The following is a 23,337-nucleotide window of genomic DNA, read 5'->3' as shown; positions in this document are numbered from 1 at the left end:
GGCCTGAGGAGAGAAGTGCATGACGCAAGTCACGGTGAAACAACTGGCCGATGAGGTCAAAACACCGGTAGAGCGCCTGTTGCAGCAGATGCGTGAGGCAGGTCTGCCGCACACCGCCGCCGAAGAAAATGTGACTGACAGTGAGAAGCAATCCCTGCTGACTCACTTGAAGAGCAGTCACAAGGCGAAAGTGGAAGAACCACGCAAGATCACGCTGCAGCGTAAAACCACCAGCACCCTGCGTGTGGCTGGCAGCAAAAGCATCAGCGTTGAAGTCCGCAAGAAGAAAGTTTTCGTACAACGCAGCCCGGAAGAAATCGAAGCCGAGCGCAAGCGTGAACTGGATGAGCGTCGCGCAGTAGAAAATGCTGCCCGTCAGAAGGCTGAAGAAGAAGCCAAGCAACGCGCCGAAGAAGAAGCGCGTCGCCAGCCTGCTGCTGCGCCGGCCGCTACCGTTGACGCTGTTGCAGCGCCTGCTGCGGTTGCCGAACCTGTGCGTGAAGCTGCGCCGGTCGTGGCGCCAGCACCGGCTGCCGACACTCGCAAGCGTGACGAACAGCGCCGTCCGGACAAGCCACGTGCCGACGACAACAACCGTCGCGGCGGCGGTGATGGCGAGCGTAAAAACGCTCCGCATCGCGCTTCGGTCAAGGAAAAAGCGCCGGCGCCACGTGTGGCACCACGCACTACCGACGAAGAAAGCGACGGTTTCCGTCGTGGTGGTCGCGGCAAGGCCAAGCTGAAGAAACGCAACGCCCACGGTTTCCAGAGCCCGACCGGCCCTGTCGTGCGTGAAGTGAAGATCGGCGAAACCATCACTGTTGGCGATCTCGCCCAGCAGATGTCGGTCAAGGCTGCCGAAATCATCAAGTTCATGTTCAAGCTGGGTACACCGGCCACCATCAACCAGGTACTGGATCAGGAAACTGCCCAACTGGTTGCCGAAGAACTGGGCCACAAAGTGACCCTGGTCAGCGACACCGCCCTGGAAGATTCCCTGGCCGAGTCCCTGAAGTTCGAAGGTGAAGCGGTTCCTCGTGCGCCAGTCGTGACCGTAATGGGCCACGTTGACCACGGTAAGACCTCGCTGCTCGACTACATCCGTCGTGCCAAGGTAGCTGCTGGCGAAGCCGGTGGCATCACCCAGCACATCGGTGCCTACCACGTTGAAACCGAACGCGGCATGGTCACCTTCCTCGATACCCCGGGCCACGCCGCGTTTACCGCAATGCGTGCCCGTGGTGCCAAGGCGACCGACATCGTGATCCTGGTGGTTGCGGCGGACGACGGCGTGATGCCACAGACCATCGAAGCTGTTCAGCACGCTCAGGCTGCTGGCGTTCCGCTGGTGGTGGCAGTGAACAAAATCGACAAGCCGGGCGCCGATCTCGATCGTATCCGCAGCGAACTGTCGGTTCACGGCGTGACCTCCGAAGACTGGGGTGGCGACACGCCATTCGTACCGGTTTCGGCGAAAATGGGTACCGGCGTTGACGAGCTGCTCGAAGCCGTCCTGCTGCAGGCCGAAGTTCTCGAACTGACCGCCACTCCTTCGGCTCCTGGCCGTGGTGTCGTGGTTGAATCGCGTCTCGACAAGGGCCGTGGCCCGGTGGCGACCGTGCTGGTTCAGGACGGTACGCTGCGTCAAGGCGACATGGTGCTGGTCGGCTCGAACTATGGCCGCGTGCGCGCCATGCTCGACGAGAACGGCAAGCCGATCAAGGAAGCAGGTCCGGCCATTCCGGTCGAGATCCTCGGCCTGGACGGTACACCGGACGCTGGCGACGAGATGAGTGTGGTTGCCGACGAGAAGAAAGCCCGTGAAGTGGCGCTGTTCCGTCAAGGCAAGTTCCGCGAAGTCAAACTGGCTCGCGCTCACGCCGGCAAGCTGGAAAACATCTTCGAAAGCATGGGTCAGGAAGAGAAGAAGACGCTCAACATCGTCCTCAAATCCGACGTCCGTGGTTCGCTGGAAGCTTTGCAGGGCGCTTTGAACGGCCTGGGCAACGACGAAGTGCAAGTGCGCGTGGTCGGTGGCGGTGTCGGTGGTATCACCGAATCCGACGCCAACCTGGCACTGGCTTCCAACGCTGTACTGTTCGGCTTCAACGTGCGTGCCGATGCTGGCGCACGGAAGATCGTCGAGCAGGAAGGTCTGGACATGCGTTACTACAACGTGATCTACGACATCATCGAAGACGTCAAGAAAGCCCTGACCGGCATGCTCGGCAGCGATGTTCGCGAGAACATCCTGGGTGTGGCCGAAGTGCGTGACGTGTTCCGTTCGCCGAAGTTCGGCGCGATTGCCGGTTGCATGGTGATCGAAGGTGTCGTTCACCGTAACCGTCCGATCCGTGTACTGCGTGAAGACATCGTTATCTTCGAAGGCGAGCTGGAATCCCTGCGCCGCTTCAAGGATGACGCTTCCGAAGTACGTGCCGGCATGGAATGCGGTATCGGCGTGAAGAGCTACAACGACGTCAAAGTCGGCGACAAGATCGAAGTCTTCGAGAAGGTTCAGGTTGCTCGTAGCCTCTGACTCGCGCACTTCAAGGGCCACGTCGAGCCGCCGCATGCAGATGCGCGGCACGGCGTCAGGACTCTAAACGCAACGCCCGGTCTGGCATTTGTCAGGCCGGGCGTTTGCCGCTTTCAGACCTTGCGGGTTTCACCGCGGGGCAGTAACAGGTAACAAATCATGGCAAAAGAATACAGCCGTACCCAACGTATCGGCGATCAGATGCAGCGTGAGCTGGCCCAGCTGATCCGTCGTGAAGTCAAAGACCCGCGCGTCGGCCTGGTCACCATCACCGCCGTGGAAGTCAGCCGTGACGTCGGTCACGCGAAGATCTTCATCACCGTGATGGGGCAGGACAACGCCGAAGACATCGCGCAAAGCATCAAGGTGCTCAATGCGGCCGCAGGTTTCCTGCGCATGCAGCTGGCCCGTGAAATGAAGTTGCGCAGCGTGCCGCAACTGCACTTCCACTACGACGAAAGCGTCGTACGGGGTGCGCACCTGTCGGCCCTGATCGAGCGCGCCGTGGCTGAAGACAATCAGCACGTGGCGGCTGCACCTGAAGACACCAAGGAGTAACTCGGTGGCTCAGGTCAAACGTATCCGTCGTAACGTCAGCGGTATCATCCTGCTCGACAAGCCGCTAGGGTTCACCTCCAACGCCGCGTTGCAGAAGGTTCGCTGGCTGCTCAATGCCGAGAAGGCCGGGCACACCGGCAGCCTCGACCCGCTGGCCACCGGCGTGCTGCCGCTGTGCTTCGGCGAGGCGACCAAGTTCTCGCAATACCTGCTCGATTCCGACAAGGGTTATGAAACCCTGGCGCAACTGGGCAAGACCACTACCACGGCGGATGCCGAGGGCGAGGTTTTGCAGGAGCGCCCGGTGACCGTTGGTCGCGCAGATATCGAAGCGGTTCTGCCGAAATTTCGCGGTCAAATCAGCCAGATACCGCCTATGTACTCGGCCCTCAAGCGTGACGGGCAGCCGCTGTACAAGCTGGCGCGTGCAGGCGAAGTAGTGGAGCGCGAACCGCGTTCTGTTACTATTGCGCGCTTGGAATTGCTGGCCTTCGAAGGCGATACTGCGCGACTCGCGGTGGATTGCAGCAAGGGCACCTATATCCGCACCCTGGTGGAGGATATCGGTGAGCAACTCGGTTGTGGTGCGTACGTCGCGGAATTGCGCCGTACCCAGGCCGGGCCTTTTACCCTGGCGCAGACCGTGACCCTCGAAGAGCTGGAAGCGGTACATGCCGAAGGCGGCAACGAAGCGGTCGACCGCTTCCTGATGCCATCGGACAGCGGCCTGCAGGATTGGCCACTGTTGCAGTTCTCGGAAGCGAGCGCGTTCTACTGGCTCAACGGCCAGCCAGTACGGGCCCCGGAAGCGCCGAAGTTCGGCATGGTGCGGGTACAGGATCACAATGGTCGCTTCATCGGTATCGGTGAAGTGAGCGAAGACGGGCGCATCGCGCCGCGTCGACTGATTCGGTCAGAATGACCGAACGAGTGTGGCTGTTAACAGGCACGGTCACTACTCATTTATAGATACAGGGATTTGTCCCTGGCCTGTTGAAACCGTTTCTTTGAAACAGTTTCCTGATAAAAGGATTGCCTCATGGCTCTCGACGTTCAAGAAAAAGCTCAAATCGTTGCCGACTACCAGCAAGCTGTTGGTGATACTGGTTCGCCAGAAGTGCAAGTTGCACTGCTGACCGCCAACATCAACAAACTGCAAGGTCACTTCAAGGCCAACGGTAAAGACCACCACTCCCGTCGTGGTCTGATCCGCATGGTAAACCAGCGTCGTAAGCTGCTGGACTACCTGAAAGGCAAAGACCTGAGCCGTTACAGCGCTCTGATCGGTCGCCTGGGTCTGCGTCGCTAATCAGCGATTGCGCCATGAGGTTGGTTGTCTGTCAGACGTCAGCGGTTTTCCGCCGGCGTCCGGCAGGCTTCCAGCCTCAAGTTTTATCTGGATACACGTTTTACCCCGGACGATGGGGCGGGCCGATTCCCGACATTGCCCAAGAATTTCGCAAGAAAACCAGTTCCCCCAAGAGCCACAAAGAAGGTAGGACACCGTGAACCCGGTAATCAAAAAATTCCAGTTCGGTCAGTCGACCGTTACCCTCGAGACCGGCCGTATCGCCCGTCAGGCCTCCGGCGCAGTATTGGTCACCGTTGACGACGACGTCAGCGTATTGGTGACCGTCGTCGGTGCCAAGCAAGCCGATCCGGGCAAGGGCTTTTTCCCTCTGTCCGTTCACTACCAGGAAAAGACCTACGCTGCCGGTAAGATCCCTGGCGGTTTCTTCAAGCGCGAAGGCCGTCCTTCCGAGAAAGAAACCCTGACTTCCCGACTGATCGACCGTCCGATCCGTCCGCTGTTCCCAGAAGGTTTCATGAACGAAGTGCAGGTTGTCTGCACCGTCGTTTCCACCAGCAAGAAGACCGATCCGGACATCGCTGCGATGATCGGTACCTCGGCTGCCCTGGCTATCTCGGGCATTCCGTTCGACGGCCCGATCGGCGCCGCTCGCGTGGCTTTCCACGAAAGCACCGGCTACCTGCTGAACCCGACCTACGAGCAGCAAGCTGCTTCGAGCCTGGACATGGTCGTTGCCGGTACTTCCGACGCTGTACTGATGGTTGAATCGGAAGCCAAAGAGCTGACCGAAGACCAGATGCTGGGCGCGGTCCTGTTCGCTCACGACGAATTCCAGGTGGTGATCAACGCCGTCAAGGAACTCGCTGCCGAAGCTGCCAAGCCAACCTGGACCTGGGCTCCGGCTCCGGAAGCCACCGAGCTGCTGGGCGCGATCCGTGCCGAGTTCGGCGAAGCGATCTCCCAGGCTTACACCATCACCGTCAAGGCTGACCGCTACGCACGTCTGGGCGAGCTGAAAGACCAGGTCGTTGCCAAGCTGTCCGGCGAAGAAGGCCAGCCTTCGGCCGCTGAAGTCAAAGCCGCTTTCGGTGAAATCGAATACCGCACCGTCCGCGAAAACATCGTTAACGGCAAGCCACGTATCGACGGCCGCGACACCCGCACCGTACGTCCGCTGAACATCGAAGTCGGCGTGCTGCCGAAGACTCACGGTTCGGCGCTGTTCACCCGTGGTGAAACCCAGGCCCTGGTCGTCGCGACACTGGGCACTGCCCGTGACGCACAGCTGCTGGACACCCTGGAAGGCGAGAAAAAAGACCCGTTCATGCTGCACTACAACTTCCCGCCGTTCTCGGTAGGCGAGTGTGGTCGCATGGGTGGCGCCGGTCGCCGTGAAATCGGTCACGGTCGTCTGGCCCGTCGTTCGGTTTCGGCCATGCTGCCGGCCGCTGACGTGTTCCCGTACACCATCCGTGTGGTTTCGGAAATCACCGAATCCAACGGTTCCAGCTCGATGGCTTCCGTCTGCGGCGCTTCCCTGGCCCTGATGGACGCGGGTGTACCGATGAAGGCGCCGGTTGCCGGTATCGCCATGGGTCTGGTTAAAGAAGGCGAGAAGTTCGCCGTCCTGACCGACATCCTGGGTGACGAAGACCACCTCGGCGACATGGACTTCAAAGTAGCCGGTACCGCCAAAGGCGTTACTGCGCTGCAGATGGACATCAAGATCAAGGGCATCACCGAAGAGATCATGGAAATCGCTCTGGGCCAAGCCCTGGAAGCGCGCCTGAACATCCTCGGCCAGATGAACCAGATTATCGGCCAGTCGCGTACCGAACTGTCGGCCAACGCTCCGACCATGATCGCGATGAAGATCGACACCGACAAGATCCGTGACGTTATCGGTAAAGGTGGCGCGACCATCCGTGCGATCTGCGAAGAGACCAAGGCGTCGATCGACATCGAAGACGACGGTTCGATCAAGATCTTCGGCGAAACCAAGGAAGCGGCTGAAGCAGCACGTCAGCGCGTTCTGGGTATCACCGCAGAGGCCGAGATCGGCAAGATCTACGTCGGCAAGGTTGAGCGCATCGTCGACTTCGGCGCATTCGTCAACATCCTGCCAGGCAAGGACGGTCTGGTGCACATCTCGATGCTGAGCGACGCTCGCGTAGAGAAAGTGACCGACATCCTCAAAGAAGGCCAGGAAGTGGAAGTGCTGGTACTGGACGTGGACAACCGCGGCCGTATCAAGCTGTCCATCAAAGACGTGGCAGCGGCCAAGGCTTCGGGCGTTTAATCACCCCGTCGCGTTAGCGCAATGAAAAGGCCCCGCCGTGAAAACGACGGGGCCTTTTTTTGTCCGCACGCTTTTGCTGTCGTGGCCAGGTTGCCGGACGCCGAGACCGGTGCTAGGTTTAGCCCACCGCCCGTGTAGCTCAGCCGGTAGAGCAGCGCACTCGTAACGCGAAGGTCGCAGGTTCGATTCCTGTCTCGGGCACCATCCCCCTTATTTCACCTTGCGACTCAACTCCTCGACGGTGCGCTTGAGCTGGTCCATCGCGCGATCCTGATCGCTGATTTTCTGCTTCAGGCTGGCGATCTCGCTGCTGCTGGCGCTTGAGCTGGAGCCGTTGTTGCGCTTGAGGTCTTCCACCTGGCGGCCGAGGGTGTCCAACTGGCGGTCCTGTTCCTTGACCTTGCTCTTCAACTCGTCGGTTTCCCTGGCGCTGGAATTTGAGTTCGAGCCGCTGCTGCGCTTGAGCTCTTCGATCTGTCGCGATTGCTCGCTGATCGTGTCGCGCATCTTTTTCAGTTCATCGATGCTGATCTCGCTGCGCACGACCACGTCCTTGTCGTAGTCGCGGTGGATCACCGGGACCTTGTCGCCGAACGAGGGGCTGCTGTTGCTCAGCTCCAGCGCCAGGGCATTTCCCGGCAGGGCCAAGGCAGCGAGCAGGGCGGTCACTGCGGTGGTGGAAAGAACAGCAGAAAGCTTCGAAGCGCTACGCATCACTGGGATTCCTTGTCAGTCATGGCGACGTGCCGATATAGCACATCGCTATGACTGGCCAGGCGGATTTATGTTCCCCCAGGTCAGCTTTTTGTGGGAGAGATGTAAAGAGCCGTGTAATTCGTCATGCAAACGTCCTATATTCGTTGCCTGCATGAGCATCGCCCAGCAGTTTTCAGATGATCCCGAATGGTTCTGAAGGCCGGATTAACCGCGTCAGAGAGATCCTTGATGATCCAGATCCATCTTCCATTCCCATGATCAGCGAGAACGACATGACCGTGAAAGAATTGACCCAAGAGCAAAGACACGAACAGGCGCTGGAGAAGTACAAGCTCGACGCCCCGCAACTGCTGGAAGAGATCAAGGACCTGAGTGCCGATGATCAGAAGGACCAGATCCAGTGGGCGTTCGAAGACGAAGCCGAAGCCCAGGGCTTGCAGCCCTGGGAGCTGACCCTCAAGTACACCTGCACGCCGGAGGAGTTCGAGGCCAAGCGCCTGGAGCTGCACCGCGAAGCTGCCGAGGTCCTGGGCGTCGAGTGGGACGAATACTGCGAGATGAACAATCTGGTGGTTTGACAGCAACCAAGAGCGGCAAGCTGCGAGTCGGAGCCTGGGCGCTCTCGCTGGCAACTTGTCGCTCGTCGCTGGCCAGCGCTGCTCAGATGCTCAGGCGCATCGACAGGTCCACCGCTTTCACATCCTTGGTCATGGCGCCAATCGAGATGTAGTCCACCCCGGTCTGGGCGATGGGCAGCAACGTGCTTTCGTTGATGCCACCGCTGGCCTCCAGTTTTGCCTTGCCGCCGTTCAGGCGCACCGCTTCGCGCATGTCGTCCAGGCTCAGTTCGTCGAGCATGATGATGTCGGCACCGGCCGCCAGCGCTTCCTTGAGCTCATCCAGGCTTTCCACTTCGATTTCCACCGGCTTGCCCGGGGCGATCTTGTGCGCGGCGGCGATGGCCTGGGCGATGCCGCCACTGGCCGCGATGTGGTTTTCCTTGATCAGGAAGGCATCGTAGAGGCCGATGCGGTGGTTGTGGCAGCCGCCGCAGGTGACGGCGTACTTCTGCGCCAGACGCAGGCCCGGCAGGGTCTTGCGGGTGTCGAGCAGCTTGACCTGGGTTTCGGCGACGAAGTCGGCCAGGTACTGCGCGCGCGTCGCCACGCCGGACAGCAACTGCAGGAAGTTCAGCGCGCTGCGTTCACCGGTGAGCAGCGAGCGGGCCGGGCCTTCCAGGTGAAACAGCGGCTGATTGGGGCTGACCCGCTCACCATCGCGCACCTGCCAATGGACCGCGACCCGCGGATCGAGTTGGCGAAACACCGTGTCGACCCACGCCGTGCCACTGATGACGGCGGCATCGCGGGTAATGATGGTGGCTTTGGCCAGGCGTTCGGCCGGGATCAGTTGCGCAGTGATGTCGCCGCTGCCGACGTCTTCGAGCAACGCACGGCGCACGTTGGCTTCGATTTCGGCGGTCAAATCGGCGAGACGTAGATTCGGCATAACGGGCTCCACAAACAAAGTGGCCCGATTATAGGGGCATGGCAGCGGGCAACCCAAGGCGAGAACGCGTCTGCCAAACTGCATCCGGTCGAATTCCTGTGAGTAAAAGCCGTTCGGTTGTGGTCACTGCAGGGTGTCCGGGCATAGGGGAAACCCTGACGCCTCTGGCGCCGCGGACATCTTTTGCAAGATAATCCGCCTTGCATTTGACGTCATAGCTTTGACGTCTCCTGCCGTGCCGACCCACGGAACCTGCCCTCGCGGCCCCCCAGAAGAATCACCGTTTCAGGAGGCTTGGATGCACAACGACGGGAATGTAGTGCCTTTGCGCAAGGCCACTACCGATCAGGCGACTCATTCGCCGCTCGCCCGCCTGCCTGTGATTCTGCTTCAGGTTCGCGACAAGGCCGCGCAGCAGTTGCGCCACGGTTTGCAGGAACTGTTCGATAACGCCGACGACACCCTGTTCGAAATGGCCGACCGGGCACGCAACGACGTCGAGCAGAACATCTTTTTCGAAGCCATGCGCGACCTGCGCCTCAAGCGCAAGAACATCGAGCGCGGCTTTCTCGAGCAATTCTTCGAAGCCTTTGTCGGCCTCACCCAATACGACCCCACGCAGAACACGTTGCCGCATCCATTGGTGTACGAGGACACGGCGCCGCGCACCGACGACATGGAGCGCAGCGTCGCCATCGAGACCATGGTCGGGCGGGTCCTCAAGCGTGACGGTTTCGCCCTCGATCAGTTGACCGCACGGCTCAACGCGCTGCTGGGGGAAAGCTTCGACGACCAGCACAACCCGCTGGGGCCGGCGCTGCTCTGCGAATTCTTCCTGCAGGCCGGGCGTAATCTCGGGGTGGAGATCAAGGTCAAGCTGATCCTGCTCAAACTGTTCGAGCGCTATGTGCTGGCCAATACCGATCGGCTCTACGCCGAAGCCAATCAACTGCTCAGCGCCACCGGCGTGTTGCCCGACCTGAAGCCGCCACCGGCGCGCCGGGCCAGCGACCAGGCGGCCGCCAGCGTGCGTGATGAGGCAAATGCCAGCGAGCATTCGCAGACCGACGAAGGGGTTCAGGAATTGCTGCAGCACGTACGCGGCAGTGTCGCGCCGACCCTGGAGCCCAGCGTAGCCGCACAGCCGATTACCACCCGTGACCTGTTGCGCCTGCTCTCGCACTTGCAGCAGTACGTGCCAGCGCTCAGTGCTGCGCCGGACGACTTCGATCTGCGCAATCAGCTCGAGCAGTTGCTGACCCGGGTCAGCGTGAAAAGCGGCAAGTCACGGGTGGTCGGCGGCGCCGACGAGGACGTGATCAATCTGATCGCCATGGTCTTCGAATGCATCCTCGACGACCGCAACCTGCCGGACTCGCTCAAGACCCTGATCGCGCGCCTGCAGATTCCGATGCTCAAGGTCGCCGTGCTCGACAAGAGTTTCTTCAGCCGCAGCAGCCACCCGGCACGACGCCTGCTCAACGAAATCGCCGATGCCGCGCTGGGTTGGGGCGATTGCGACGGCGATGGGCGCGACAGCCTGTACCTGCGCATCGAACAGGTGGTGCAGCGCCTGCTGACCGATTTCGTCGATGACCCGGCGATCTTCTCCGAGTTGCTGGCGGATTTCCTTGCCTTCACCAGTGACGAGCGGCGCCGCAGCGAATTGCTCGAACAGCGTCTGCGCGACGCCGAGGAAGGCCGGGCGAAGACCGAGCTGGCTCGCCAGCGTGTCGAACAGGTGCTGAATCAGGCGCTGCTGGGCAAAGTGCTGCCGCCAGCGGTGCTGACATTCGTCCAGGACGCCTGGAGCAAGGTCTTGCTGCTGACCTGCCTCAAGCACGGCGATCAGTGCGCCGAATGGCAGGCCGACGTGCAGACCATGCAGCAACTGATCTGGAGCGTGCAGCGCCACGACGATCCGCAAGCCAGCCTGCGCCTGCTCGCGCTGGTGCCGGGCCTGCTGAAATCGCTGCGCGACGGCTTGAGCAGTTCGGCGTTCGATCCGTTTGCCACCAGCGAATTTTTCAGCGAGCTGGAAACCCTGCATGTGCGTCTCCTGGAAAACGCCGAAGGCGCCGAGCCGCCGGCGATGGTCGAGGTGTCGCAGCAGATCGTCCTGCGCCTGGCCGACGAAGGTACGCCGCCAGCGGCGGTGCGCCTGCCCCATGATGACGCCGGCCTGCGCCAGGTCGAGCAACTGCGTCTCGGCAGCTGGGTCGCTTTTGAGGAAGACGAAGAACATACCTTGCGCTGCAAACTGGCGGCCATCATCGAGGCCACCGGCAAGTACGTGTTTGTCGATCGCACCGGGATGAAAGTACTGGAGCACAGCCGCACCAGCCTGGCGCTGGCGTTTCGCCGTGGCGCGGCGCGGGCGCTGGACGACACGTTGCTGTTCGACCGCGCCCTGGAGTCGGTGCTGGGCAATCTGCGGCGACTCAATCGCGGCAAGTGATCGCGCGCCGGGGGCCGATCGCGGCATACTGGGCGCCAACACAGTCGGCGTTGAAGGAATCGGTATGCAGTTGGATCCCGCTAGCGGGTGGTGTCAGGGGGTGCAGGTCTGCCCGTCGCCCAACTTCAATGAGCGCCCGGCGGGCGAAATCTCCCTGTTGGTGATCCACAACATCAGCCTGCCGCCGGCGCAGTTCGCCACCGGCAAGGTGCAGGAATTTTTCCAGAATCGTCTGGATGTCACCGAGCATCCTTACTTTGCCGGGATCGCCGACCTGCGCGTGTCGGCGCATTTTCTGATCGAACGTGACGGCAAGGTCACCCAGTTTGTCTCCTGTCTTGAGCGTGCGTGGCATGCCGGCGTCTCGAGTTTCGAGGGGCGCGAAACCTGTAACGATTTTTCCGTGGGCATCGAGCTCGAGGGCACCGATGATCTGCCGTTCACCGATGCGCAGTACCGGGCGCTGATCGCGCTGACCCGCCAGTTGCAGGCGACGTTTCCGGCCATCACCGGCGAGCGCATCTGCGGTCACAGCGACATTGCGCCCGGGCGCAAGACCGATCCCGGGCCGGCATTCGACTGGGCACGCTATCGCGCGGCCCTGGCACAAGAGGAAGGACAATGAGTTTTCTGGTGTTACTGCTGGCGCTGTGGATCGAGAAGTTTTCGGCCCTGCGCCATCGGGTTCAACGCGATGGCGGATGGATTGGCGAACTGCACAAGCTTGAAAGCGGGCGTCTGGCCACACAGCCGTGGCTGGTGCTGACGGTTCTGGTGTTGCTGCCGGTGGCGTTGCTCGGCTTGCTGCTGTTGGTGCTGGAACCGGTGGCCTATGGCCTGCTGGCGTTGCCGGTGCATCTGCTGGTGGTGATTTACAGTCTCGGCCGTGGCGATCTGCTCGGTGGCCTCGGGCCGTTCCGCGACGCCTGGCGCCGCGAAGACCTGCAAGCCGCCGCGCACGTAGCCAAGCGGGACCTGGACATCTGCGCCGACAGCGGCGAGCAACTGCTCGAACAGGTGCAGGGCCATCTGCTGTGGCAGGCCTACCAGAGCTTCTTTGCGGTGATTTTCTGGTATTTCCTGCTGGGCCCGGTCGCGGCGCTGAGCTATCGCTTGCTGGCGCTGGCCGAGGAACACGCGCAGAACCCGGCCGTGGCTGAGCGGGCCGGGCAATTGCGCCACGCCTTCGACTGGGTGCCGGTGCGCCTGCTGGCGGCCAGCCTGGCGCTGGTCGGCAACTTCGTTGCGGTGAGCCGGGTGATGCTCCACGAGCTGCTCAACTGGAACATCAGCGCAGCACAACTGATCAACAAGGTCGGTCTGGCCGCCGGGGAAATTCCGCCGGCGGCGGTCGGTCCGGAAGGCATCAACACCCTCGATTGCCTGTGGGAGCTGCTGCTGCGCGCCGCGGTGCTGTGGTATGCCGGATTCGCCTTGTGGACCGTGCTGGTGCACTGATTCAGTTTGTCGAGCACAACCTCGCCGCCTTCGGCAGCGCCTGTAGCGGGATCGTGGTTCCCGTAGGCGCTGCCACCGGCGGCGATCTTTTTCCCCGTTAACCTTAAGTTACAAAACCTCCCTGCGATTTGAGCTATACAGAGATGGCGCCGGATAGTGGCTATCTGCTGTCGCTCGCGCCTGCCAAATAAAAACAAGAAAAACCAAGGGAGACTTCCAGTGAAGAGCTTGCTCTATCCCGCCGTCTCGCTGATGAACCGCCTGAGCTTCGGCATGAAGTTCAGTCTGATCAGCGTGCTGTTCCTGGTGCCGATGCTGGTGACCAATTTCTATCTGGTGCGCGATTCCTACCGCGAATTCCAGGCCACCCGGATCGAACTGCAGAGCCTCGATCTGCTGGGCAGCAGCCTGACGCTGCGCCGCGATCTGGAAACCCTGAACAATCTGGTGCAGATCAACGTCACCCTCGGCCAGTCCGGCAAGGCCGGCAATGTCGAAGCCAGTATCGGCAGCCTCGAGCAGAGCGTGCTGGCGCGTCTGCAAGGATTGACGGCGATGACCGACGACCCGGAGCAGATCAAGGTGTTCGACGGCAAGCGCGACGAGATGATCGCAGCCTTCCAGACCCAGCAAGCGGAGAACTCCCTGCAAAGCAAAAGTGCGCTGATCGGCAAACTGCTGGGCAACGCGCAGATCTTCAGCCAGATCATCGTCAGCCAGGCCGGCCTGAGCCGCGACAACCAGGGCGACATGCGCCAGCTCAGCGAATTGATCACCAGCATCACCCCGGTGGTCACCCAGGCCCTCGGGGAAGGCCGGGCCATGGGTTCGTACTCGCTGGGGCAGGGGTTTCTCAACAGTTCCTCCAGCACCCGTTTCGACGAGTTGCTCGGCCAGATCGAAAAACTGCAGGCCGAATACGCGCTGAAACTGCACGATGCCCTCGAGTTGAGTGCCGCGGCGCGGCAATCGCTCAGCGCGCCGGCCGACGCCAGCAAGGCTTCGCTGAAGCAGGCCAGCGAATTGATCGAGGCGCAGGTGGTGATGGCCGAAACGCTGGAGGCGCCGTGGCAGGCGTTCTATGACCAGATGACCGGCCTGATGGACAAGACCTACCAGCTCAACGACGCCACGTTGCAGTTTCTCGACAACCAATTGCAGCAACGTCTGACCCAGAACCGCACGCACATGATCCTGCAGGCGGTGGCGCTGACGGTGGTGTTCGTGCTGATTTTCTACCTGTATGGCGGCTTCTACGCCTCGACCCGCACCACCCTCAAGCGCCTCGGCGCGATGATGGACAAGGTCGCGGCGGGTGACATGACGGTCAACTTCGTCGCGCAAAGTCGCGATGAGCTTGGCGAGTTGGGCGAGGTGTTCAACGGCACCGTGCGCAAAATCCACGACCTGATCGAGCGCGTCGGCGACACCGTCAGCGAGGTCGAGCGTCAGGCCGGGCAGGTGGAAAGCGTCTCGGCGCAGAGCAATCAGGCGGTCGCCGGGCAGCGTACGCAGATCGAACAGGTGGCGACGGCGATGAACCAGATGTCGGCAACGTCGCTGGAGGTCGCGCGCAGTGCGGCAGCGGCGGTCAGCAGCGCGCACAGCGTGAATGACGAAACCATCAGCGGGCGTGGCCTGGTCGAGTCGCAGCAGGGCAGTATCGCGGCGCTGGCCGGCGAGATCGATCAGTCGGTGCTGGTCATCAATCAGCTGGCCAGTGACAGCCAGGCGATCAGTCGCGTGCTGGAAGTGATCAAGAGCATCGCCGAGCAGACCAACCTGCTGGCGCTCAACGCGGCGATCGAAGCGGCACGGGCCGGTGAACAGGGGCGCGGTTTTGCCGTGGTGGCGGACGAAGTGCGCACCCTCGCCAAGCGCACCCAGCAATCGACCGAAGAAATCGAACAGATGATCGCCAGGCTGCAGGGCGGCGTCGGCGCGGCGGTGAAGGCCATGGGCGTCAGTCATCAGATGGCCAGCGGTACGGTCGGGCAGTCGGAAAAGGTCCAGCAAGCCCTGGAAAACATTCTCGGCGCCGTCGGCATGATCGTTGACCAGAATCAGCAGATTGCCGCCGCCGTGGAGCAGCAGACCGCCGTCGCCCACGACATCGACCAGAACATCGTCGAGATCAATCGCGCCGGCGAGCGCACCGCCCAGGGCGCGCACCAGACCGAAGATGCCAGCCGCGCCCTGTCGGCGCAGGTGGTGGAGCTCAAGCAGCTGATCAGCGCGTTCCGCGTCTGAGGTTGGCGCCAGGGGACCCGGGGGGCGTGCGTCCGCTCCCCGGGTCTCGCAGGCTTTATCTGCGCAGCTTGTAGTACTTCTTTACCGCCTTGTGTAAGCCAAGTCCTTATTTCCTGCGCGGACTGGAATTCTGCCTTCAATCAACCAAGATCCTTGTCACTCGATCGCTTGGAGGAGACCGCTCATGTCTGTCGCAACCCTGGGAATCCAGGGCCGCTGTGCCCACTGTCAGGCCACGCTGCTGCTCAAGCCCTGGCAACTCAACGCCATCGCGATCAACGAAGCGTTCACCTGCAGCCACTGCCAGAAAGCCTTGGAGCTGCGCTGCCCGCAGCAGATCAAACGCTTCAAGTCGCTCGATTCGCTGGCGCTGGTGCGCGCCAGTGCGATGGTCACGCTGTGCACCGCGTTGCTGGTGGCGTTGGTGATGGAGTGGATCGGGCTGATCAGTGTCACTGAGCAGTTGAATTTTTCCCTGATCGCGGTGTTCGGGTTTTTTGCCCTGATCGACCATGTGCGGCGGCGTCAGCATCTGACGCTGGTGCTGGAGGCCGCCCGCGTGCACGCGGACTGATTACCAGCCGAACACTGCGCAGCTGTTGGCCGTGCTCGCCGCCGCCAGTTGTTGTGGCGTTACCGCCATCAGTCCGGCGAGGGCCGTGCAGATCGCCGGCAAGTGTGCCGGGCTGTTGCGTTCGCCGGGGAACATCGCGGGCGCCATGTCCGGTGAATCGGTTTCCAGCACCACTGCTGTCAATGGCAGGTCGGCCAGCACGCGGTGCATGCGCAACGCCTGGGGCCAGGTCGGCGCACCGCCGAGGCCGAGCTTGAACCCCAGCCTGATGTATTCCCGCGCTTCCTCGCGACTGCCGGCAAAGGCATGGATGATCCCGGCGCGCTGGAGCTTGAAACGCTTGAGCGTGGCGATCACCGCCGCATGGCTGCGGCGCACGTGGATCAACGCGGGCAGCTGGAAGTCCGCCGCCAGTTGCAGCTGCGCCTCGAATAGCGCCTGCTGGCGCTCGCGGTCGAGGGTTTCGATGAAGTAGTCGAGGCCGATCTCGCCGACCGCGCACAATTGCCGATGGCCGCGCAGGCGTGTCAGCCAGTCGCCCAGGGTCTGCACATCCTGCGGGCGGTGCTGATCGAGGTAGACCGGGTGCAGGCCGAACGCTGCGTACAGGTCGGCATCGCTTTGTACCAGGTCCCACACGCGCTGCCAGTTGCCCTCATGCACCCCCAGCACCACCATCCGCCGTACCCCAAGGGCGCGGCTTTCGGCCAGCAACGCCGGGCGATCGGCGTCGAAGTCGGGAAAATCTAGGTGGGTGTGGCTGTCGATCAGTTCCACGACTCAGTCCCGATAGATACGCTGCTTGAAGGTCCGCGGGATGGCCTGTACGCCCGGCTGATAATCGGCCTGCTCGACGGCGGCCAGCGCCAGTTCCAGGGCCTTGTCGGCGATCAACTGGTGCTGCTGGGCCATGGCGTTGACCGGCAGCGGCAGGAAATCCAGCAACTGGGTGTCGCCGAATGTACCGAGGCGCAGCGGGCGCGACTTCAGCGGAAAATCATGCAGCGCATCGAATACGCCCTGCAGCAGCACGTAGGACGTCGTCACCAGGGCGTCGGGCAAATGCCCCAGGCGTTGCAGGAGTTCTTCCATCAACTGCTTGCCGCACTCGCGGCTGAACGACTCGGCGTGCTCGATCAGCACCTCGCCCTGGAAGCCGGCGAGCGCCTGCCTGAAGCCGGCGGCGCGCTCCTGGCTGATACTCAGTTCGGGTCGGGCGCCGAGCAGCACGATCTGCCGTGGCTGTGGTTCGAGCAGGCTTTCGGTCAGGTGCAGGCTGGCCTCGCGGTCGTCGCTGATCACCGAACAGAAATGCTCGGGTTCCATCACCCGGTCGATGGCGATGATCGGCAGGCCCTTGGCCTGCAACTGGCGGTAGCTGTCATCGCCGGCCGGCAGGCAACTGGCGACGATCAGCGCGTCGCAGCGGCGGGCGCGGAACAATTGCAGCAATTGCCGTTCGCTGTCCGGAGCATCGTCGGAGCTGGCGATCAGCAGTTGATAACCACGCGCCCGCGCGCCTTGTTCGAGCAGTTTGGCGATCCGCGCATAACTGGGGTTTTCCAGGTCCGGCAGGATGAAGCCGAGGGTCCGCGTGTGCCGGCTGCGCAGCCCGGCTGCCTGCGGATTGGGCGTAAAGCCGTGCAGGTCGACCACCGCGCGCACTCGCTCGACGGTCGCGTTGCTGATGCGCTGCTGTTCGGCCTTGCCGTTGATGACGTAGCTGGCGGTGGTCACGGACACTCCGGCCAACCGCGCGATATCACTGAGTTTCAACCGGGGTTTCCTTGTTTTTCGGCTGACATTTGCGCCAATCCTACCCGATTCGGGCAGGCGACCATTGTCGCAACGCAACCGACACGTTGCACTTCAAGAATGGGACATTATCGAGTAACGTGCCGAACAATCTAGATTAAACGTTTCAGCAGGCGTATTTTCTACGTTTTAGACGCTTTTTGCCGGTTCTGCCGTGAAACCGCCAAAACTGCCCCTGAAAAGGAAGCCGACAAGCGCCTAAGCTGCAACCATTCAAAACAATACCTGGCCCCTTCATGGGCCAAAAAGGAGATCGCATGCTCGAGCTCACTGTTGAGCAGATATCCATGGGCCAGACGGCTGTGGATAAACCCGCCGCCCTGCAATTGCTGGCTCATCACCTGGTCGCCGATGGCCTGGTGGCCGACGGATATCTCGCCGGGTTGCAGGCCCGGGAAGCCCAGGGCTCGACCTTTCTCGGTCAAGGTATTGCCATCCCCCACGGTACTCCGCAAACCCGCGACCAAGTGTTCGCCACCGGCGTGCGGCTGATGCAGTTTCCCGACGGCGTCGATTGGGGCGACGGCCAGATCGTCTATCTGGCGATCGGCATTGCCGCCAAATCCGACGAACACCTGCGGCTGTTGCAATTGCTGACCCGCGCCCTCGGCGAGACCGATCTCGGTCAGGCCCTGCGTCGCGCCAGTTCCCCCGAAGCGCTGCTGAAACTGCTGCAGGGCGCGCCTCAGGAACTGGCCCTGGATGCGCAGATGATCGGCCTCGGCGTTTCCGCCGACGATTTCGAAGAACTGGTCTGGCGTGGGGCACGGCTGCTGCGTCAGGCCGATTGCGTGAGCAACGGTTTCGCCGGGGTGTTGCAGCAGGTCGAAGCGCTGCCGCTCGGCGATGGTCTGTGGTGGCTGCACAGCGAGCAAACGGTGAAGCGCCCGGGCCTGGCTTTCGTCACCCCGGACAAACCGATGCGCTACCTCGGCCAGCCGCTCAGCGGTCTGTTTTGCCTGGCCAGCCTCGGCGAGGCGCATCAGGCGTTGCTCGAGCGTTTGTGCGCGCTGCTGATCGAAGGTCGCGGCCACGAACTGGGCCGCGCCACCAGCAGCCGCAAAGTCCTCGAAGTGCTGGGCGGCGAGCTGCCGGCGGACTGGCCGAGTGCGCGCATTGCCCTGGCCAACGCCCACGGCTTGCACGCGCGGCCGGCGAAGATCCTTGCGCAACTGGCGAAAAGTTTTGCCGGTGAAATCCGCGTGCGCATTGTCGACGGCCAGGACAGTGCGGTGTCGGTGAAGAGCCTGAGCAAGCTGCTCAGCCTCGGCGCGCGCCGCGGCCAGGTGCTGGAGCTGATTGCCGAACCGAGCATCGCCGCCGACGCCTTGCCGGCATTGCTCGCCGCGATCGAGGAAGGGCTCGGCGAAGAAGTCGAGCCGCTGCCCGCCGTCAGCGAATCGCGCGAAGCAGTCGCCGACATCGCCGAAGTCGTGATCGCCCCGGCCTCCGGCAGCCTGTTGCAGGCGATTGCCGCCGCACCGGGGATCGCCATCGGCCCGGCGCATATCCAGGTTCAGCAACATTTCGATTACCCGTTGCGCGGTGAATCCGCCGCCATCGAGCGCGAGCGCCTCAAGCAAGCGCTGGCCGACGTGCGCGGCGATATCCAGAACCTGATCGAGCGCAGCCAGGCCAAGGCGATCCGCGAGATCTTCATCACCCACCAGGAAATGCTCGACGACCCGGAACTCACCGACGAAGTCGACACTCGCCTCAAGCAGGGCGAGAGCGCCGAAGCGGCGTGGATGGCGGTGATCGAAGCCGCGGCGAAACAACAGGAGACGTTGCAGGACGCCTTGCTCGCCGAGCGCGCCGCCGACCTGCGTGATATCGGCCGCCGGGTGCTGGCGCAACTGTGCGGCGTGCAGTCGGCCAGTGAGCCGGAGCAACCGTACATTCTGGTGATGGATGAGGTCGGCCCGTCCGATGTGGCGCGGCTCGATCCGGTACGGGTGGCGGGGATTCTCACCGCCCGCGGCGGCGCCACCGCGCACAGCGCGATTGTCGCCCGTGCCCTGGGTATCCCGGCACTGGTGGGGGCGGGTGCTGCGGTGTTGCTGCTGGAACCGGGCACGCCGTTGCTGCTCGACGGCCAGCGCGGCCGCCTGCACGTCGACGCTGATGCTGCGACCCTGCAACGCGCCGCCGAAGAACGCGACAGCCGCGAGCAGCGTCTCAAGGCTGCCGCCGAACAACGTCATCAACCGGCGCACACCACGGACGGTCACGCCGTCGAGGTGTTCGCCAACATCGGTGAAAGCGCCGGGGTCAGCGCTGCAGTGGAGCAGGGCGCCGAAGGCATTGGCCTGTTGCGCACCGAACTGATTTTCATGGCTCACCCGCAGGCGCCGGACGAAGCGACTCAGGAAGCGGAATACCGCCTCGTCCTCGACGGTCTGGCCGGCCGGCCGCTGGTGGTGCGTACGCTGGATGTCGGCGGAGACAAGCCGCTGCCGTACTGGCCGATCGCCAAGGAAGAAAACCCGTTCCTCGGCGTGCGCGGCATTCGCCTGACCCTGCAGCGTCCGCAGATCATGGAAGCGCAGTTGCGCGCCTTGCTGCGCTCGGCGGACAACCGCCCGTTGCGGATCATGTTCCCGATGGTCGGCAGCGTCGAAGAGTGGCGTCAGGCCCGCGCCATGACCGAGCGTCTGCGCGTGGAGATCCCGGTCGCCGACCTGCAACTGGGGATCATGATCGAAGTGCCGTCCGCGGCATTGCTGGCGCCGGTGCTGGCCAGGGAAGTCGACTTCTTCAGCGTCGGCACCAACGACCTGACCCAGTACACCCTGGCCATCGACCGTGGTCACCCGACGCTGTCCGCCCAGGCGGACGGCCTGCACCCGGCGGTGCTGCAACTGATCGACATCACCGTGCGCGCGGCCCATGCCCATGGCAAATGGGTCGGCGTGTGCGGCGAGCTGGCGGCCGATCCACTGGCGGTGCCGGTGTTGGTCGGTCTCGGTGTGGATGAGCTGAGCATGTCCGGGCGCAGCATCGCCGAGGTCAAGGCACGCATCCGCGAACTCAGCCTGACTCAGGCGCAAACCCTTGCTCAACAAGCCCTCACCGTGGGCAGCGCCAATGAAGTGCGCGCATTAGTGGAGGCCCTGTAATGGCCAGGATTCTCACCCTGACCCTCAACCCGGCGCTGGACCTGACGGTGCAATTGCCGCGTCTGGATGCCGGGCAGGTCAATCGCAGCGACGAGATGCATACCCATGCAGCCGGCAAGGGCGTGAACGTCGCGCAGGTGCTGGCCGACCTCGGTCATCAACTGACGGTCAGCGGTTTTCTCGGCGCGGACAACCTGCAAGCGTTCGAAAGTCTGTTTGCCCGACGCGGTTTCGTCGACGCCTTCATCCGCGTACCGGGCGAAACCCGCAGCAACATCAAGATCGCCGAGCATGACGGCCGTATCACCGACATCAACGGCCCGGGGCCGGTGGTCGGGGCGGCGGCGCAGCAGGCGTTGCTCGAGCGCCTGCTGCAGATCGCCCCTGGGCATGACGCCGTGGTGGTCGCCGGCAGCCTGCCGCGCGGCGTCACGGCGCAGTGGTTGCGTGAGTTGCTCGAGCAATTGACCCAGCTCGGCCTGAAAGTCGCACTGGACACCAGTGGCGAGGCGCTGCGCGCTGCGCTGCAGGCCGGCCCGTGGCTGATCAAGCCGAACACCGAGGAGCTGGCCGACGCGCTCGGCTGCGCGGTGGTTTCCCAGGCAGCTCAAGCGCAGGCTGCCAGTCGGCTGCATGCGCAGGGCATCGAGCATGTGGTGATTTCCCAGGGCGCCGACGGGGTCAACTGGTTCAGCGTCGGCTCGGCGCTGCATGCCTCGCCGCCGAAGGTCAGCGTCGCCAGTACGGTCGGCGCTGGCGATTCGCTGCTGGCCGGCATGCTTCACGGCTTGCTCAGCGCCGATACGCCCGAGCAGACCCTGCGCACGGCCACGGCGATTGCCGCGCAAGCGGTGACGCAGATCGGTTTCGGCATTCACGACGCGGCGCAGCTGGCGTCGCTCGAACAGGGTGTGCGCGTGCGCCCCCTGACAGAACAATAAGAGGGTTTGTCATGAAGTTAGCCATTGTCACGGCCTGCCCGAACGGCATGGTCACCAGTGTGCTGTGCGCTCGCCTGCTGGATGCCGCGGCCCAGCGGCAGGGCTGGAGCACCAGCGTCGAAGTGGTGGATGCCGCGCATCCGGAACGCCAGTTGTCGGCCGCGACCATCGAAGCCGCGGAGTGGGTGTTGCTGGTGACCACCGGGTTGGTGGACATGAGCCGCTTCGTCGGCAAGCGGGTGTTCCAGATTGCTCCGGCGCAAGCCTTGCAGGATGTCGAGGACGTGTTGCGCCGTGGTGCCAGCGAGGCGCAGGTGTATGTCGCGAGTGAACCTGCCCCCGTGGTCGACAGCGCCCAGGTTCCGCGCCTGGTGGCGGTCACCGCGTGCCCGACCGGCGTTGCCCACACCTTCATGGCTGCCGAGGCCTTGCAGCAGGCCGCCAAGCGCCTGGGCTACGAGCTGCAGGTGGAAACCCAGGGCTCGGTCGGTGCGCGCAATCCGTTGAGCGCGACGGCGATTGCCGAGGCGGACGTGGTGCTGCTGGCGGCGGACATCGAAGTCGCCACCGAGCGTTTCGCCGGCAAGAAAATCTATCGCTGTGGCACCGGCGTCGCCCTCAAGCACGCCGAAGCCACGCTGCAAAAAGCCCTCGCCGAAGGCCAGCAGGAAAGCGCTGGCGGCGCCGGCAAGGTAACCGCCAAGCCAGAGAAAACCGGGGTCTACAAACACCTGCTGACCGGTGTGTCGTTCATGCTGCCGATGGTGGTGGCGGGCGGTCTGATGATCGCGCTGTCGTTCGTCTTCGGCATCACCGCGTTCAAGGAGGAGGGCACGCTGGCGGCGGCGCTGATGCAGATCGGCGGCGAAACCGCGTTCAAGCTGATGGTGCCGCTGCTGGCAGGTTACATCGCCTACTCGATCGCCGACCGTCCGGGCCTCGCGCCGGGGATGATCGGCGGCCTGCTGGCGAGCACCCTCGGTGCGGGGTTCATTGGCGGGATCGTCGCCGGGTTCATCGCCGGTTACGCAGCCAAGTTGATCAGTCGCTACGTGGCCCTGCCGCAGAGCCTCGAAGCGCTGAAACCGATCCTGATCATCCCGCTGTTCGCCAGCCTGATCACCGGTCTGGTGATGATCTACGTGGTCGGCAAACCGGTCGCCGGCATGCTCGCGGCGCTGACGCAGTTCCTCGACAGCATGGGCACCACCAACGCGATCCTGCTCGGTGTGCTGCTCGGCGGCATGATGTGCGTCGACCTCGGCGGGCCGATCAACAAGGCTGCGTATGCGTTCTCGGTCGGCCTGCTGGCGTCGCAGAGCTACGCGCCGATGGCGGCGACCATGGCGGCCGGCATGGTCCCGCCGATTGGCCTGGGGATCGCCACCTTCATCGCCCGGCGCAAGTTCGCCCAGACCGAGCGCGAGGCCGGCAAGGCCGCGCTGGTACTGGGGCTGTGCTTTATCTCCGAAGGGGCGATTCCGTTTGCCGCGAAAGACCCGCTGCGGGTGATTCCGGCGAGCATTGCCGGCGGCGCGCTGACCGGGGCGTTGTCGATGTACTTCGGTTGCAAGCTGATGGCGCCGCACGGTGGCCTGTTCGTGCTGGCGATTCCCAACGCGATCAACCATGCGCTGTTGTACCTGCTCGCCATCGTCGCCGGCAGTCTGCTGACAGCGTTGGTGTATGCGTTGGTCAAGCGTTCGGAAGCCGTGGAGCTGGCGCTGGAACCCGCGAAGGCGTGACACCGCGAAAACGTGTGGGAGCGAGCTTGCTCGCGAATGCGCT

18 protein-coding genes and 1 tRNA gene are annotated in these 23,337 nt (G+C 63.0%); 15 read left to right on the top strand and 4 right to left on the bottom strand.

The genetic code is table 11. From position 1 onward, the window contains the following. Positions 1-19: 19 nt before the first annotated feature. From infB to QRN70_RS11705, 6 genes are all read left to right on the top strand, one after another. On the top strand, positions 20-2,539 hold the full coding sequence (gene infB, locus QRN70_RS11730; protein ID WP_285417840.1) for a translation initiation factor IF-2: 2,520 nt from the start codon (positions 20-22) through the stop codon (positions 2,537-2,539). A gap of 159 nt (positions 2,540-2,698) precedes the next feature. Further along, positions 2,699-3,097: a 30S ribosome-binding factor RbfA gene (gene rbfA / locus QRN70_RS11725; RefSeq protein ID WP_007961438.1), complete on the top strand. Its 399-nt coding sequence runs from the start codon at positions 2,699-2,701 to the stop codon at positions 3,095-3,097. A 4-nt stretch (positions 3,098-3,101) separates the two neighbouring features. Further along, positions 3,102-4,019, top strand: a complete 918-nt coding sequence (gene truB / locus QRN70_RS11720; protein ID WP_285417837.1) for a tRNA pseudouridine(55) synthase TruB — start codon at positions 3,102-3,104, stop codon at positions 4,017-4,019. A 117-nt stretch (positions 4,020-4,136) separates the two neighbouring features. Further along, positions 4,137-4,406 (top strand): 30S ribosomal protein S15, encoded by a 270-nt coding sequence (rpsO, locus tag QRN70_RS11715; protein ID WP_003221553.1) that lies wholly within the window; start codon positions 4,137-4,139, stop codon positions 4,404-4,406. 196 nt (positions 4,407-4,602) lie between these two features. Continuing rightward, a complete protein-coding gene (gene pnp, locus QRN70_RS11710; protein WP_285417835.1) occupies positions 4,603-6,708 on the top strand; it encodes a polyribonucleotide nucleotidyltransferase in 2,106 nt (701 codons plus the stop codon). Positions 6,709-6,836: 128 nt separating this feature from the next. After that, positions 6,837-6,912 (top strand) — tRNA-Thr (locus QRN70_RS11705). 6 nt (positions 6,913-6,918) lie between these two features. On the opposite strand, the gene QRN70_RS11700 is transcribed toward QRN70_RS11705, so the two are convergent. Next, complete coding sequence (locus tag QRN70_RS11700; protein ID WP_285417834.1) at positions 6,919-7,422, bottom strand: hypothetical protein; 504 nt, start codon at positions 7,420-7,422, stop codon at positions 6,919-6,921. A 275-nt stretch (positions 7,423-7,697) separates the two neighbouring features. Here QRN70_RS11700 and QRN70_RS11695 point away from each other — a divergent pair, with 275 nt between their 5' ends. After that, positions 7,698-8,003: a DUF6388 family protein gene (locus QRN70_RS11695; RefSeq protein WP_285417833.1), complete on the top strand. Its 306-nt coding sequence runs from the start codon at positions 7,698-7,700 to the stop codon at positions 8,001-8,003. An 82-nt stretch (positions 8,004-8,085) separates the two neighbouring features. On the opposite strand, the gene nadC is transcribed toward QRN70_RS11695, so the two are convergent. Then, on the bottom strand, positions 8,086-8,934 hold the full coding sequence (gene nadC / locus QRN70_RS11690) for a carboxylating nicotinate-nucleotide diphosphorylase (protein ID WP_285417831.1): 849 nt from the start codon (positions 8,932-8,934) through the stop codon (positions 8,086-8,088). Positions 8,935-9,232: 298 nt separating this feature from the next. Here nadC and QRN70_RS11685 point away from each other — a divergent pair, with 298 nt between their 5' ends. The 5 genes from QRN70_RS11685 (at position 9,233) to QRN70_RS11665 (ending at position 15,674) form a co-directional block, all read left to right on the top strand. Beyond that, on the top strand, positions 9,233-11,392 hold the full coding sequence (locus QRN70_RS11685) for a DUF1631 domain-containing protein (RefSeq protein WP_285417829.1): 2,160 nt from the start codon (positions 9,233-9,235) through the stop codon (positions 11,390-11,392). 64 nt (positions 11,393-11,456) lie between these two features. Further along, a complete protein-coding gene (gene ampD / locus QRN70_RS11680; RefSeq protein ID WP_285417827.1) occupies positions 11,457-12,017 on the top strand; it encodes a 1,6-anhydro-N-acetylmuramyl-L-alanine amidase AmpD in 561 nt (186 codons plus the stop codon). Further along, a complete protein-coding gene (gene ampE, locus QRN70_RS11675) occupies positions 12,014-12,850 on the top strand; it encodes a regulatory signaling modulator protein AmpE (RefSeq protein WP_285417826.1) in 837 nt (278 codons plus the stop codon). Before ampD ends, ampE begins: the two co-directional genes overlap by 4 nt. Before the next feature lie 219 nt (positions 12,851-13,069). Continuing rightward, positions 13,070-15,100 (top strand): methyl-accepting chemotaxis protein, encoded by a 2,031-nt coding sequence (locus tag QRN70_RS11670; RefSeq protein WP_285417825.1) that lies wholly within the window; start codon positions 13,070-13,072, stop codon positions 15,098-15,100. 184 nt (positions 15,101-15,284) lie between these two features. After that, positions 15,285-15,674: a hypothetical protein gene (locus tag QRN70_RS11665; RefSeq protein ID WP_285417823.1), complete on the top strand. Its 390-nt coding sequence runs from the start codon at positions 15,285-15,287 to the stop codon at positions 15,672-15,674. Here the strand turns inward: QRN70_RS11665 and QRN70_RS11660 are convergent, their stop codons facing one another. Together QRN70_RS11660 and cra are read right to left on the bottom strand one after the other, a co-directional pair. Further along, positions 15,675-16,451, bottom strand: a complete 777-nt coding sequence (locus QRN70_RS11660) for a TatD family hydrolase (RefSeq protein ID WP_285417821.1) — start codon at positions 16,449-16,451, stop codon at positions 15,675-15,677. It lies immediately after the preceding gene. A 3-nt stretch (positions 16,452-16,454) separates the two neighbouring features. Then, positions 16,455-17,450 (bottom strand): catabolite repressor/activator, encoded by a 996-nt coding sequence (cra, locus tag QRN70_RS11655; RefSeq protein ID WP_285417820.1) that lies wholly within the window; start codon positions 17,448-17,450, stop codon positions 16,455-16,457. A gap of 296 nt (positions 17,451-17,746) precedes the next feature. Between cra and ptsP the strand changes: the two genes are divergently transcribed. Genes ptsP through QRN70_RS11640 form a run of 3 tightly spaced genes read left to right on the top strand, consistent with a single transcriptional unit; the run spans position 17,747 to position 23,294 of the window. Beyond that, entirely contained in the window at positions 17,747-20,608 is a 2,862-nt protein-coding gene (gene ptsP, locus QRN70_RS11650; RefSeq protein ID WP_285417819.1) for a phosphoenolpyruvate--protein phosphotransferase, read from the top strand. After that, the gene (gene pfkB / locus QRN70_RS11645) at positions 20,608-21,549 is read left to right on the top strand and encodes a 1-phosphofructokinase (RefSeq protein ID WP_285417818.1); all 942 of its coding nucleotides are present in this window, start codon (positions 20,608-20,610) and stop codon (positions 21,547-21,549) included. The genes ptsP and pfkB overlap by 1 nt, the downstream gene beginning before the upstream one ends. 11 nt (positions 21,550-21,560) lie before the next feature. Further along, on the top strand, positions 21,561-23,294 hold the full coding sequence (locus QRN70_RS11640) for a PTS fructose-like transporter subunit IIB (RefSeq protein ID WP_285417817.1): 1,734 nt from the start codon (positions 21,561-21,563) through the stop codon (positions 23,292-23,294). Positions 23,295-23,337 lie beyond the last annotated feature (43 nt).

This window comes from Pseudomonas sp. efr-133-TYG-5 (assembly GCF_030209175.1).
Classification (GTDB): domain Bacteria; phylum Pseudomonadota; class Gammaproteobacteria; order Pseudomonadales; family Pseudomonadaceae; genus Aquipseudomonas.
This window is presented reverse-complemented; position numbering and strand designations above follow the sequence as displayed.